Origin of the sequence: Paenibacillus sp. FSL H8-0332, assembly GCF_037963835.1 — a bacterium.
Taxonomy (GTDB): Bacteria; Bacillota; Bacilli; order Paenibacillales; family Paenibacillaceae; genus Paenibacillus_AQ; species Paenibacillus_AQ rhizoplanae.
Map to the genome: position 1 here is coordinate 746,392 of NZ_CP150145.1, position 13,360 is coordinate 759,751.

The 13,360-nt window shown below is 52.6% G+C and carries 13 protein-coding genes; all 13 read left to right on the forward strand.

The features are described 5' to 3' along the window. The first annotated feature begins 44 nt into the window (after positions 1-44). Entirely contained in the window at positions 45-899 is an 855-nt protein-coding gene (locus tag NST43_RS03195) for a helix-turn-helix domain-containing protein (protein ID WP_209992120.1), read from the forward strand. A gap of 152 nt (positions 900-1,051) precedes the next feature. Beyond that, positions 1,052-1,231: a hypothetical protein gene (locus NST43_RS03200; RefSeq protein WP_209992119.1), complete on the forward strand. Its 180-nt coding sequence runs from the start codon at positions 1,052-1,054 to the stop codon at positions 1,229-1,231. 511 nt (positions 1,232-1,742) lie between these two features. After that, positions 1,743-3,188 carry an ATP-binding protein gene (locus tag NST43_RS03205; protein ID WP_339222514.1) on the forward strand — a complete coding sequence of 482 codons (1,446 nt, stop codon included), beginning with the start codon at positions 1,743-1,745 and terminating at the stop codon, positions 3,186-3,188. A gap of 23 nt (positions 3,189-3,211) precedes the next feature. Next, a complete protein-coding gene (locus NST43_RS03210; RefSeq protein WP_173136668.1) occupies positions 3,212-3,847 on the forward strand; it encodes a response regulator transcription factor in 636 nt (211 codons plus the stop codon). A gap of 309 nt (positions 3,848-4,156) precedes the next feature. Next, positions 4,157-4,897 carry a Wzz/FepE/Etk N-terminal domain-containing protein gene (locus tag NST43_RS03215; protein WP_209992117.1) on the forward strand — a complete coding sequence of 247 codons (741 nt, stop codon included), beginning with the start codon at positions 4,157-4,159 and terminating at the stop codon, positions 4,895-4,897. Next, positions 4,881-5,522: a CpsD/CapB family tyrosine-protein kinase gene (locus NST43_RS03220; RefSeq protein WP_209992116.1), complete on the forward strand. Its 642-nt coding sequence runs from the start codon at positions 4,881-4,883 to the stop codon at positions 5,520-5,522. Before NST43_RS03215 ends, NST43_RS03220 begins: the two co-directional genes overlap by 17 nt. A gap of 47 nt (positions 5,523-5,569) precedes the next feature. Continuing rightward, positions 5,570-6,460 (forward strand): UTP--glucose-1-phosphate uridylyltransferase GalU, encoded by an 891-nt coding sequence (galU, locus tag NST43_RS03225; RefSeq protein ID WP_339222519.1) that lies wholly within the window; start codon positions 5,570-5,572, stop codon positions 6,458-6,460. Between the two features lie 79 nt (positions 6,461-6,539). After that, the gene (locus NST43_RS03230; RefSeq protein ID WP_209992114.1) at positions 6,540-7,232 is read left to right on the forward strand and encodes a sugar transferase; all 693 of its coding nucleotides are present in this window, start codon (positions 6,540-6,542) and stop codon (positions 7,230-7,232) included. A gap of 24 nt (positions 7,233-7,256) precedes the next feature. After that, on the forward strand, positions 7,257-8,192 hold the full coding sequence (locus tag NST43_RS03235; protein WP_209992113.1) for a glycosyltransferase family 2 protein: 936 nt from the start codon (positions 7,257-7,259) through the stop codon (positions 8,190-8,192). 14 nt (positions 8,193-8,206) lie between these two features. Beyond that, on the forward strand, positions 8,207-9,553 hold the full coding sequence (locus tag NST43_RS03240) for an O-antigen ligase family protein (protein ID WP_339222520.1): 1,347 nt from the start codon (positions 8,207-8,209) through the stop codon (positions 9,551-9,553). Beyond that, a complete protein-coding gene (locus tag NST43_RS03245) occupies positions 9,550-10,323 on the forward strand; it encodes a WecB/TagA/CpsF family glycosyltransferase (protein ID WP_209992111.1) in 774 nt (257 codons plus the stop codon). Before NST43_RS03240 ends, NST43_RS03245 begins: the two co-directional genes overlap by 4 nt. A gap of 98 nt (positions 10,324-10,421) precedes the next feature. Continuing rightward, a complete protein-coding gene (locus NST43_RS03250; protein WP_209992225.1) occupies positions 10,422-11,852 on the forward strand; it encodes an O-antigen ligase family protein in 1,431 nt (476 codons plus the stop codon). Next, positions 11,818-13,197 carry an oligosaccharide flippase family protein gene (locus tag NST43_RS03255; RefSeq protein WP_209992110.1) on the forward strand — a complete coding sequence of 460 codons (1,380 nt, stop codon included), beginning with the start codon at positions 11,818-11,820 and terminating at the stop codon, positions 13,195-13,197. The genes NST43_RS03250 and NST43_RS03255 overlap by 35 nt, the downstream gene beginning before the upstream one ends. Positions 13,198-13,360 lie beyond the last annotated feature (163 nt).

Consider the following 13,360-nt stretch of genomic DNA (forward strand, 5'->3'; position numbering starts at 1 on the left):
CATTACAAACATATCACTCCTGAATAGATGGAGGAATGCAATGTATGCCCAAGCTCATGGATTATATGATCAGTCCTTATCCGATACGTATTATTGATCCGAAGGTCGAGCCCTCCAGGCTCCGCTTGAAGTCGATTCGCATAGGGCAAGCCGGCCATCTGCCGGGAAGAACGCTGTTTCGTTCCGGTGCGGTGTTTGAACAATGGGCATTTGTGTATATAGTCTCCGGAAGCGGGACGTATATGGAGAACGGAGGACAAGAGCAGCAGGTCCGTGAGGGTAGCCTGTTTTTTTTCAGACCCGGCTGCAGCTACAGCTTCGGACCGCCGCCTGGCGGGTATTGGGACGAATATTATGTTAATTTCAGCGGAAGCCGTGTAACGGAGTGGTTGGAGGCCGGAATGATTGCCGGAGGAGAGGTGACCCGGGGGGATAAGGCGGAAGGGCTGGACGCGTCCTTTGAGCAGATTCTGGAGTTCATGGCCGGGGGAGTTCCCGGTGATGCGGACCGGGCTGCGCTGCTGCTGGAAGAGATGCTGCTGGAATGCTCGCTGCAACTTCAGGGCAGTAACCGCCTGTGGCAGCAAGGGGCGATGCCGCTGATCCGGGAAGCGCTGAATGCCTGCATCTATGAGAAGCCGGATCTGCAGCGGCTGGCTGAAGGCCTGCACCTCTCCATGTCTACACTCCGCCGCACCGTGCGGCGGAGCAGCGGGTACCCCTTGCATGAATATATCCACCGGCTGAAGATGGCCGAGGCCAAGCATCTCTTGCTCAATACCTCCCTGCAGGTGCAGGAGATAGCAGGGATGCTTCATTATAGAGATAGTTTTTATTTCTCAAGGCTGTTCAAGAAATATATGGGCCTCTCTCCACAGACCTGCCGGAATCATTTATGACTGAATTTACGACAAAATTCTACTTTTTACCGCAAAATCATCTCAGAACAATGTCGTATTTTGTATTTTTTTGTTGACATGCAGAAAAAAACAGTGATATGATTTAGAACATATTAGCAGTTCTAGATTAGTTCTTCTAGACTATGCCGGAGATGAGACTATTGAGAGAATATTACTGCATCAGTTGCCGCAGTCTCCATAAGGTGGTAGGACTTAATCATACCTTGCGTATTCTGTCCACCGGGTATCATATCGTTGGCGAACAACGCTACCAAATTTGTATATGCAATGAGACCAAGCTGGAGCAAGCCTTGCCGGCGGTGACTGAATAGACTGTAACGGGTGAAATGAACCTGATGAACGAAGACATCGCGTCTTTGAAGAGCCTGTCCCTGCTGGGAGAGGCTCTTCGTCATGCCCGGAGAGGAATTGGATAATATTGCATACGCTATCATTTTCGAAGTTGGATAGAGTTGGTTAATTTCTCTTGAAAAAACAATAATAATACCCATTTTATTTTTAAAGTAAACGCTATCATTAGAAAACGAAACTTGTTATTGTGATTTTTCTCATGTATGATGCTTTTAAACATAGCTTAGAATAAACTCGAATTTTCCACAAACTGGAGAATAGGGTGGTGGGATGAACATTAAATTAACCGTAGAAGATCGTACGATCGCCTTTTTCAGAATCTTTTCTTTGTCCCTCACATCATTTATGTACCTCATGGTTCCTGTGGGGCCTTCCGTAATATACAAATCCCTACTAATCATTGTGCTATTCTTATTTGCTCAACTATTCCCTTATTATTACCGGAGGTTCCAGACAAGAGCCCGTGCTCTCATGCTAATGATCAGTGTGGAGACGGCACTTATTGTGGTGTTGATGTTATTTACTGGAGGATACGACAGTCCTTTTAAGCTATATGTCCTTAACCCGGTGCTGTTTGCGGCGGGGGCACTCTCTTTTTATTACACATGGAGTCTGATCCTGGGCTATATTGCCATGGTAGCAGTATCCGGCTATATGACTTCCGATTCGCCCGGTCTTACGATTGCTGAAATTATACTTGCCAATGGTAACCTGTTTCTAGCCCTGTCTCTCGCGGTTATAGTTATGCAGATGGTTAAGGGGATAAAGCGGCAGCGGGAAGAAGCGAACGCGCGGACCAACGATACCATGGAACATATCAAATCGCTTTATCACATCGTGGAAACATCAAGCCAGCATGACTTCATGAATATAGGCCAAGTGATTACCGACTATGTAGTCAAGCTTACCAAGCTGGAGAAGGCCCTGTTCTGGTTCGCCAAAAAAAGCGGGGAACCTGCTCCGCAGAGCCGGCAGACGGGGTGGCAGCATGAAGAGGAGCGTCTGCTGTTCATGGAACTGGAGAAGCATGAGCATGAATGGAGGCTGCAGCGTGAACCGGTATTCAAGAGTATGCCGGGAATCGGCGACTTCCTGCTGATGCCGGTAAGAATGAGTACCAGGTTCGTCGGTATGATTGGTGTGAGGCTGGAAGCCTCAGAAGGGCTGGAGGGCCGCAGATGGTACATCCAGCAGCTGATGTTCCTGTCGGAGCTGAGTGCGATTATTCTTGAGCGCCATGAGCTGGGCGTGATCGAGAACCGGCTGATCATCACGAACGAGCAGAACCGGATAGCCGATGAGATGCATGACAGTGTCTCCCAGAGTCTTTTCGGCATTGTCTATGCGACTCATTCTCTGAAGCAGACCTGGCGCAAGATGTCTGAACGGGAGCTGGAGGAGCAGATCGAGCTTATCCACGATTCAGCCACGAAGGTGGCCAAGGAGCTGCGGATTACCATCTACAGCCTCAGCTCCAAGAAGAGCGGCGGCCCGAGCTGGCTTGGGATGGTGCGCTCGCATCTGAAGAGCCTGTCCAGGCTTAACGATGTTGAGATAGAACTAAAAATAACGGGGGATGATTTCAGTCTCCCTTATCCTTACCACAAGGCACTCTTCCGGATTATTTCCGAAGCTACCGGCAATGCCATACGACATGGTGCTGCCAGCCGGGTGGATGTCGAACTGTCACTTAAGCCGAAATGGATCAGATTATCGATTGTCGACGATGGTGTCGGCTTCGATAAGGATCTGATTTTGACCGAATCTGAGGAGCACTCAGGCGGACTGGGAATGAAGAATATGCAATATCTGGCACAGTCCCTTGGCGGTGATTTCCAGTTATCCAGCAGCGAGAATGCTGGAACCCGAATTATGATCTCTATACCTGTTGGTGTGGCTGAACTGAAAAATGCATAAACTTTAGGCAGGAGGTCGTTCAAGTGAAAATCGTCATTGTTGATGATCACCCTTTGGTGAGAAGAGGATTGGCATCTGTGATTTCCATGCAGTCCAATCTGCAGTTTGCCGGCGAAGCAACGAATGGCCAAGAAGCTCTGCTCGTGATTGAGGAGATACAACCAGATCTTGTGCTGATTGATCTGAAGCTTGCCGATGAATCGGGCCTGGATATTATCAAGGAAGCACGCGTACGCGGGTTCTCATGCAAGTTCATCCTGCTTACGTCCTCAGCCAGCCGGGAAGATTTCCTGAAGGCGGAGGAAGTGCTGGTAGACGGTTATGTACTGAAGGAAGCTCTGCCTGAGGAATTGCTGTTTGCAATTCAACTGGTTCACAAGGGCAGGAAGTATTACGATCCCGGGCTGATGGAAGACAAGATGCGCATGAGCGGCAACAGTCCAACCGATGAGCTTACACCCAAAGAGAAGGAAGTCCTGATCGAACTGGGACAGGGGGCCTGCAACCGTGAGATTGCTTCACGCCTGTTCATCAGCGAATTCACCGTCAAAAAGCATGTCAGCCAGATTCTGGCGAAGCTGCAGGTGGCGGACCGGACACAGGCAGCCTTATATGCCAATGCTGTCGGGCTTACCAAATATGAGATGTCATACGATTAATAATTATCCCTGTGAATGATCGGGGACGGAGCACGGACCACGTTGTCCGTGTTTTTTTGCGTCCAGGGACAATAACCATCACACGGGAAGAGTGTAAGGCTCACCAGTGATGTTAGCATTTTTCAGTCATATGGTACTAAAGTATACCATCCACCCCCTCTGGAGGACCGAACGGAGTCACTCAAAAGTGAAGTGTAAAGTGATGCGAGGGGGCATGTGATAAATCCTGCGCATTGTTAGAATAAAAGCAAGACATCTGAAACTTTCATGATTGCTTTCAAAACGAACACAAGCGGAAGGAGGGTTACTGTGGAAAAGACGATTTTGGATTACATTAACCTGATAAAGAAAAAATTATGGTTAATCATGGTATTTGTACTTATCTCCTGCGCCACCACCTTCTATGTCAGTAAAAACTTCGTTGCACCCGTCTACTCCGCCTCTGGACAGCTACTGGTCAACAACGTTGTGAATGTCCCCGAGAGCAATAATCTTAACGCACTGAACTTCAGTCTTAACCTCATCGAGAGCTATAAGGAAATCATGAAGTCCCCCACCCTTATGAAGAGTGTAATCGCGGAGCATCCCGAATTCGGCCTGACAGCGGGCCAATTGGCTGCCAAGCTGCAGATCAAATCCTCTGAGAAAAGCCAGGTGATTAATCTGAGCGTGGAGGATAAGGATTACGGTACCGCAGCTACGATTGTTAACGCGGTTTCGCAGACCTTCATCCGTAGCCTGCCGGCACTGATGAACCTGAATAATGTAACCTTCCTGACTCCGGCTGATCTTGCTGCCCAGCCTCAGCCGGTCAACGGCGGAGTGACCATGAATATTCTCATCAGCTTCGTGGTGTCGCTGATGGCAGCGGTCGGGATTATCCTGCTGATGGAGACGCTGAACGGTACGCTGAGAAACGAGAAGGAAGCGGAATTCGAGCTTGGCCTTCCGGTCATTGCCAGCATTCCGGCGATCCGCAAGCGCGATTTCGGCAAATCGGACAATGACAAGGCAAGAGTAGGGGAGGGCAAATATGTTACGGCTGAATAGAAGTCTAATCACAGACATGAACCCGTCCTCGCATATCTCCGAATCCTTCCGCTCGCTGCGCACGTATATCCGCCAGCTCGGCTTGCTGAAAGGGACGGGCGGACAGGTGCTGCTCTTCACTTCTGCAGAGAGCGGCGAAGGCAAGACCACCATTCTCGCCAATCTGGCCGTATCCTTCGTACAGGATGGCAAGAAGGTGGCGGTGGTGGATGGTAACCTGCGGAAGCCCGGCCTGCATAGCATCTTCGATGTGGAAGGCAGCCAAGGGCTGGCAGCTTACTTAAGCGGCTACGAGGAAGCCAAGGATATTGCTGTCTATGGCAGCTTGGCGAACCTGGCGGTGATTCCTGCCGGAATAACCCATGTCAGTCCGCCGGACTTGCTCGGCAGCGAAAGAATGGCCGGGCTGCTTACGGAGCTGAAGGCAAGCTTCGATCTGATTCTGCTGGATTCGCCGCAGGGCGTAGATTACAGCGATGCACGGATTCTGGCCCCCCTCTCGGATGGGGTGGTCATAGTAGCCAGACACGGCCGGACGAAGCGCGAAGCGCTCCGCAAGCTGAAAGGTCTCATGGAGCAGACAGGTGTAAGGATTCTCGGGATTGCGATGAACCAGACCAGATAGAACACCAAATCGGCAAGGTGAACAAAACTACTTGGGAGGTATGTGTGATGAAAAAGGTAAAAAAGGTAATTATCCCTGCAGCCGGGTTAGGCACACGGTTCCTTCCGGCGACCAAAGCAATGCCTAAGGAAATGCTGCCCATTATCAACAAACCGACGATCCAGTATATCGTGGAGGAGGCCATTGCCTCCGGGATCGAAGACATCATCATTGTAACCGGTAAGGGAAAGCGGGCGATTGAGGATCATTTCGACAATGCCTTTGAGCTTGAATCCAGACTGCTGGAAGATGGTAAGCTGGAGCTGCTCAGAGAGGTGCAGCGGTCCTCCAAGGTGGAAATTCACTATATCCGGCAAAAGGAACCCAAGGGTCTCGGTCATGCTGTATGGTGTGCGAGACGGTTCATCGGCGATGAGCCGTTCGGCGTTATGCTCGGCGATGACATTGTTACCGGACAGGTTCCCTGCCTGAAGCAGCTGATCGATCAGTATGAGGAGACCCAGAATTCGGTGATCGGGGTGCAGGTCATTCCGGATGAATTCACGAACCGCTACGGGATTATCGAGCCGGATATGCAGGACGGGAAGCTCTACCGGGTGAACAATTTCGTGGAGAAGCCTCCGCTTGGAACAGCGCCTTCTAATCTGGCGATCATGGGCCGCTATGTATTTACCCCTAAGATCTTCAAGTATCTTGATCTTCAGGAGAAGGGCGCGGGCGGCGAGATTCAGCTGACGGATGCGATTCAGAAGCTGAACCAGAGCGAACGTGTCTACGCTTATAACTTCGACGGTACAAGATATGATGTCGGTGAACGTCTTGGATATATTTTGACCACACTGGAATTTGCCCTTGCGAGCGAAGATTTACGCTATCAGGTCATGGATGCCATGGCAGAATGGCTGAATAAGGCGGGACAGAAATCGCTAAGCAGCTGAGACCGTCCCCCCAACCCGATGGTTACAAGCCGGAGTCAAGAAGTAAGGCTGCATAAACCTTTACGAGAAATGAGGAGAGATGAGCATGCAAAAACTGCCGGAAGACTATGAGGCCGTCCTGCCGAAACTTTACATGCTGCATTCGGGTGAAGAAAGCAAGGGAATGGAATCCTATCTGGTCTTGAAGCGGATCATCGACATCTTGTTCTCCGCCCTGGGTCTGCTGTTCCTGCTTCCGCTGTTCGCAGTGGTGGCTGTCCTGATTAAGCTGGAAGATCCGAAGGGCAAGGTGTTCTTCCGCCAGGATCGGGTCGGCAAGGACGAGAAGCTGTTCCCCATGTACAAGTTCAGATCCATGGTGTCTAATGCCGAGGAGCTTAAGGCCAATCTCATGGCCTACAACGAAGTAAGCGGCGCGATGTTCAAGATTAAGAATGATCCCCGCATTACGCGGATTGGAAGATTCCTGCGCAAGACCAGTATTGATGAACTGCCACAGCTCTGGAACGTGCTGATGGGGCATATGAGTCTGGTGGGTCCCCGTCCTCCGCTCGTTGAAGAGGTGGAGCAGTATACGGATTACGACAAGCAGCGGCTGATGGTTACACCCGGCTGCACCGGCTACTGGCAGGTGAACGCCAGAAACAGTGTCGGCTTTGATGAGATGGTTCAGCTGGATCTGACATACATCCATATGCGCAGCACAATGCTGGATCTGAAGATTATCGTCAAGACTGGCCTGATGCTGCTCGGTTCCAAAAATGCGTATTAAAAATATGGGAATTAGGTGATGCCGATGTTTGTACACGGAGATGTACCTGAGATTTCCATTATCATTTGCACCTATAACCGGTCAGCTCTGCTGGTCAAGACGCTGCACTCGCTGCTGCCGCTGGAGAATTTGCACCAGGCCGAAATCATCGTGGTGGATAATCAGTCTACGGATGATACGGCGGCCGCTATCAAGGGGTTCATCGGGACCTATGGTGATGATATGGATATCCGTTATTTGCTGGAGCCGGTTCAAGGGCTGTCAGCAGCCCGCAACACGGGCATTCTGGCTTCTAAATCGCAGCTCATTGCTTTCTTGGATGATGATGCGATTCCTTGCCGGACCTGGATTACGACGATTGTCAGCACATTTGCGGCTAGGCCGGAAGTGATGGCTATGGGCGGCAAAATCGCTCCGATCTTCGAGAGCAAACGCCCGGATTGGCTGATTAAGCCGTTCGAGCTTCCTTACACGATTGTTGATCTGGGGGGCCGGATCAGAGAGTATCCGAAGCGGCTTCATCCCTGCGGTGCCAACATGGCGATGCGCAAGCCGGTGTTCGATATCAGCCTGTTCCCGCTGGAGCTGGGCCGCAAGGGCGACTCGCTGCTCTCGGGTGAAGAGACCTGGCTGTTCAGCCAGCTCCAGCAGGAGGGACATTCCATTCTCTATCATCCGGAGATGGCTGTGGATCATTTCGTTCCGGCGAACCGGCTGACAGAGGACTGGATCATGAAGCGGTATTACAGCCAAGGCATATCGAACGCTATGAAAAGTGAAGGAATGAAGGGCCACCTGCTGCTCCTGGGCAAGACGGGGGCCAAAGTGATCTACATCCTGGCAGATTCTGTTCTCTCCCGCAGTAAGGGAAGAAGGCTGCTGAATAAGTGCCGGCTCGAGAGTATTCGCGGAACTCTCCATATGATCTGGAACCGGAAGAGGGAATCCGCAGCGGGGTGAGGGGAGGACGCGCGATGACCAATTTTGAGTGGGGCGCCAAAATAAATAGTCTGCCATACGGAATGCTCTATCTCGTAACTGCACTGTTCCTGGGAACAGCCGTCATCTTCCAGCCGGTCATCGCAGTAGCGGCCGTATTCTTCATTCTGCTGCTGGTTGCCTCCCTATCACGCCCAGAGCTGATCAGCTATTTCGTTCTGCTGACTACGGCAGTCTCGATTAACTTTTTGTACAGCGGGAGTATGTTCGGTATTGAGATCCTGTCGCTCTACAAGCTGGTTATTCTGATGCTGCTCGTACCGTGTATCCTGGTCAATGGCCTGAAGTTCAAGCTCAGCCCTCCCTTATGGGCGATGCTGGCCCTGATCCTGCTCACCTTCAGCTTCTCCATCTGGCTGCCGGAGATGAGCACATCCATTGCGGTCAAAGCCTTCATCGGGCTATCCCTGCCCTTTGTACTGCTTCTGATTAACTGGAAGAAGGAAGTCGCCGAGAAGCAGATCCGGATCATTACCCTGCTGCCTCTGGTCAGCATGTTGCTGGGAGTGGTGCTGCAGGCTGCGAATATACATTCACTGGTAGCCGTTGAGTTCACAGGCGCGGTGCGGGTGCAGGGGGCGAACATTCCGCCTCACCTGGCGATGCTGGCCTTCATGGGAGTAGCGATCGCGTTCATTGAGATCAAGCGCAGTCCGCTGTATACGCGGTTCAATTACATCATGCTGGGGCTGAATTTCTTCATTTTGGTAATTACAGGCACGCGCGGGCCGATTCTTGCCCTGGTGCTGATGGTACTCTATTATTTCTACGATATCTCCCGCGCCTTCCTAAAGGGCAAGAAGAAATTTCTGATCCCGCTGCTGTGTTCGCTGCTGGTCATTACCTCGGCCGTATACATGCAGATGGACAACATCAAGAAGCGCTCCTTTGAACGGACGACCGAGACCGGGATAGACCTGTCGGGACGGGCGGAGGCCTGGGAGTACTTTTTGAACAAAGCCGCGGATTCACCTTATGCCGGGCGGGGGCTTGGAGCGGTAACGGTGGCGAATGACGGTACGCTGTACGGCGGGTTTGTCGTTCCGCACAATGAGTATATCCGCTTCTACTACGACGGAGGATACATCGGTGCCATTCTGCTGCTGCTGTCCTTGCTCGCTGTGTTTCTTATGGTGTACAGGGTGCTTTTACCAGCGGTGAAACCTTATTATCTGCTCTTTATTGCAGCTTTTCTGATCTACTCTTTCACGGATAACACGCTGTCGACGGTCCAATTCATCATTCCGTTCTGTTGGTACCTGAACTGCCTGTACCGATCTTCACAGCTGGCCGATTCCCCACAAAAAGAAGTGATACGATGAACCAAGTGAATATGTTCGATGTCAATTTCGATAACTATGATTTCATGGACCTGCTTGATTACATAGACAGAACTATTCAGGAAAGGAGCCAATCCTACATCCTGACCTGCAATGTCGATCATGTGATCAAGCTCCGCAAGGACAAAGAGTTTCGGGAGGTCTATTCCGAAGCAGGGGCTGTTGTAGCCGATGGAATGCCGCTGATCTGGGCGTCCAAGATGCTCGGTAAACCGCTGAAGCAAAAGGTATCCGGGGCTGATCTGTTCAGCCAACTGGGTAACGCATTTGAACAAAGGCAATACCGGTTGTTCTTCCTGGGGGCCGCCGAGGGTGTGGCAGAGCAGGCAACGAAGAATCTGAAGGCCGCCTTCCCGGGCATTAACGTAGTGGGCTGTTACTCTCCTTCTTACGGCTTCGAGCACAACGAAGAAGAGAACCAGCGGATTATCCAGATGCTGACCGAGACCCAGCCGGATATTGTGTTCGTAGGCGTGGGAGCACCGAAGCAGGAGAAGTGGATCTACCGTCACTATACCTCCTACCAGGCGCCGGTCTCCATCGGCGTAGGGGCCACCTTCGACTTCCTGTCCGGCTCGGTGAAGCGGGCACCGGATTTCATGCAGAGAACCGGCATGGAGTGGCTCTGGAGACTTAGCCAGGAGCCGGGCCGGTTATGGAAAAGATACCTTGTCGACGATGCCCAGTTCCTGGTGCTGCTATTCAAGGAGATGCGCAAACGGGGCAAGGTGAAGAACAGCAGTGCCGATTGAATGAGAGCGGCGAAAGAGGGGGGCAGGGAATGAAGATGCTAAGCAGAGATGAGAAAAGTCTGAATCTTCCATCGGCACAAGCCGTGAAGTCGGCTGTAATGATGACCTTGATCTGCGCTTCGGCTCTGGCCCTGCCGCTTGCGATCGGCTTCGCCAGTGCGAATCTGAGCGCGTCGAACAGCCTGCAGGGCATCATTCTGGCAGGTATCCTCTTTCCGGCCTTGCTGCTGGCCCTGCTGAATACACGGATGCTTATTCCTTACACTTTGCTGATCTGGGCAGTTGCCCCGGAGCTGCGGCGGATTGCAGACTGGTACGAAGGCGTATATCACTCCGTCTCCCTGCTCAGTCTGGCCCCGCTGCTGACCGGAGCGACCTTAGCCATTCCCGTGCTGCGGGAAATTCACCGGATTCGCAAGTCCTCCACCCGGATCATGCTGCTGTTCTCCGTCGCACTGGCCTACGGCGCGTTGATTGGCCTGGCGAAGAACGGCATCGGCTCGGTCTACGATCTGGCGAATTACATCGTCCCGCTGCTGCTCATTCCCTTCTTCGCGGTCACGCCGTTTAAGCCGAAGGATATCGACCGGCTGCTGTACGCTTTTGCCAACATCGCCGTGCTGGTTGCGATCTACGGGATCGTGCAGTATCTGACCGTTCCCCCTTGGGACGCCTTCTGGATGCGGAATGCCGATATGATCTCAATCGGAACCCCGTATCCGCTGGAGATCCGGGTCTTCTCGACCCTGAACTCTCCGGGTCCGGCTGCAACCTTCCTGGTCTTCGCCCTGGTGCCGATGATTCTGGAGAAAAGATGGCAGGGTACGCTGCGCTGGCTCGGTGTTCTGCTCGTAGTGGTCTGCCTGCTGACTACGCTAGTCCGTTCTGCATGGCTGGTCCTGCTGGTGATGCTGCTGGTCTACATCGCTTCCTCTCCCTCCAAGGGCAAATGGAAGACGCTGCTCCAGCTCGTATTCGTAGCAGCCGCGCTGTTCTGGATTGTTCCCAAGCTGCCTGGAGCAGAGGGGCTGGTGGCCCGGATGGAGACCCTGACCTCCGTACAGGAGGATCATTCCTTCAATGAACGCCTCAGCCTCTGGACCAATATGCTGCCGATGGTGGCTGGCAATCCGGTAGGGCAGGGGATCGGCAGTGTAGGCCAGGGCACCAAGCTTGGCAACGGCGGAGAGCTGGGGGAATACGGGAATATGGATAACGGCTTCATCGCGCTGCTGCTGACCTTCGGCGTACTCGGTGCATTGTTCTTCTTCGGGGCACTCGGTGCGGTCATCAAGGAGATCGGCGTTAGAGTGACCCGCAGGAACGAACTTCAGCCTTACGCCAGGCTGGCGCTGGCGGCGTGGATGGGAGCTGTAGCCAGCCTGATATCGGATAACGGCTTTCCCGGTCTCAAGGGATATCTGATCTGGATGCTGATCGGACTTGGCCTCAGCGCCAAGGAGCTCACTCAAAGCAGAAAGAAGGGAATACCGCATGCAGCAGTCCAGCGCCAAATCACTACCCGCTAACCGGGTATGGTCCACCTTCCGGAGATTCACGAAGAGTAAGGACAATAGCTCGGCTGCTGTCAAAACGATGTTCGTCAGTGTGCTGATCCTGCTGGTCAATATGCTGACCGGCGTACTGACCGCCCGTTATCTCGGCCCGACCGGCCGGGGGGAGCAGACAGCGATGGTGAACTGGTCGCAGTTCCTGGCCTTCAGCATGAGCTTCGGCATTCCCTCGGCGCTGATCTACAATGCCAAGAAAAATCCGCAGGAAGCGGGAGTGCTGTACCGGATCGCGCTGCTGATCGGCCTTGTGTTCGGAACCATCGCCATGACGGTCGGGATACTCGTGCTGCCTTATTGGCTGGGGTCCTTCAGTCATGAGGTAGTGGTCTTCGCCCAGTGGTCCATGATCCTCTGCCCGCTGATTGTTATCTCGCAGATTAACAATGCGGCCTTCCAGTTCAGAGGGGATTACAAGACCTTCAACTGGATGCGGTATCTGGTGCCGCTGCTGACACTGGGGGCCATCGGCATTCTGATCCTGAGCGGCTACATGAATCCTTATACGACCGCACTGGCCTATCTGGTTCCGTCAGTTCCACTGTTCATCGGAATGACCATCCTGCTGCTGCGGACCTACAAGGTCAAGCTCCGGGATTCCTACCGCAATTTCAAAAGATTGTTCACCTACGGCCTGGGCTCCTACGGTAATGATCTGCTCGGCCAGTTCTCAGTATACATAGACCAGATCATCATCGCCGGACTGCTTAGACCGGCGGATCTGGGGCTCTATGCGGTAGCGGTTAGCCTGTCGCGTATGGTGAACTTCTTCGCGAATTCGATCACGGTGGTGCTCTTCCCGAAGGCCTCCGAGATGGCGAAGGACGAAGCGGTTGCCCTCACCTTCAAGGCTTTCCGGATCAGTACTACCTGTACTTTGCTTGGCGCAGTATTCCTGATGGTGGTAGCGCCGTTTGTCATCCCGCTGCTCTACGGCAAGGATTTCAACACCGCGCTCACCGTGTTCCGCCTGCTGCTGCTGGAAGTAACCATCAGCGGCGGGACGCTGATTCTGGCACAGGTGTTCATGGCACTGGGCAAGCCGAAGTTCGTATCCATCCTTCAGGGGGTCGGCCTGATCCTGGTGATTCCGCTGCTGTTCCTGCTGGTGCCGAAGTTCGGATTGTTCGGAGCCGGGGTGGCTATGCTCTCCTCCTCCGTGCTGCGTTTCCTGTTCATTATTCTTAATATCAAGTACAACCTGAAGGTTAAGCTTCCACGGCTGCTCATTAACGCCCAGGACCTTCAGTGGATGAAGACGACGATGAATTCGTATATTCGCAAGAAACCTATGGATGTGTAGGCAGTTAAGTAACTAGTTGTTTCGGCGAGCCGAGTACACGAGGCGAGCCCCTTATCTGCTTAAAAAACAAAGGGACGGTGCTTGGAGAAGCGGAGAGAAAATTTGGAGCTGTAGGAGCGTTAGCGTCCGCCTTTGTTCTCTGATTTCACCCGCTATCAGCGGT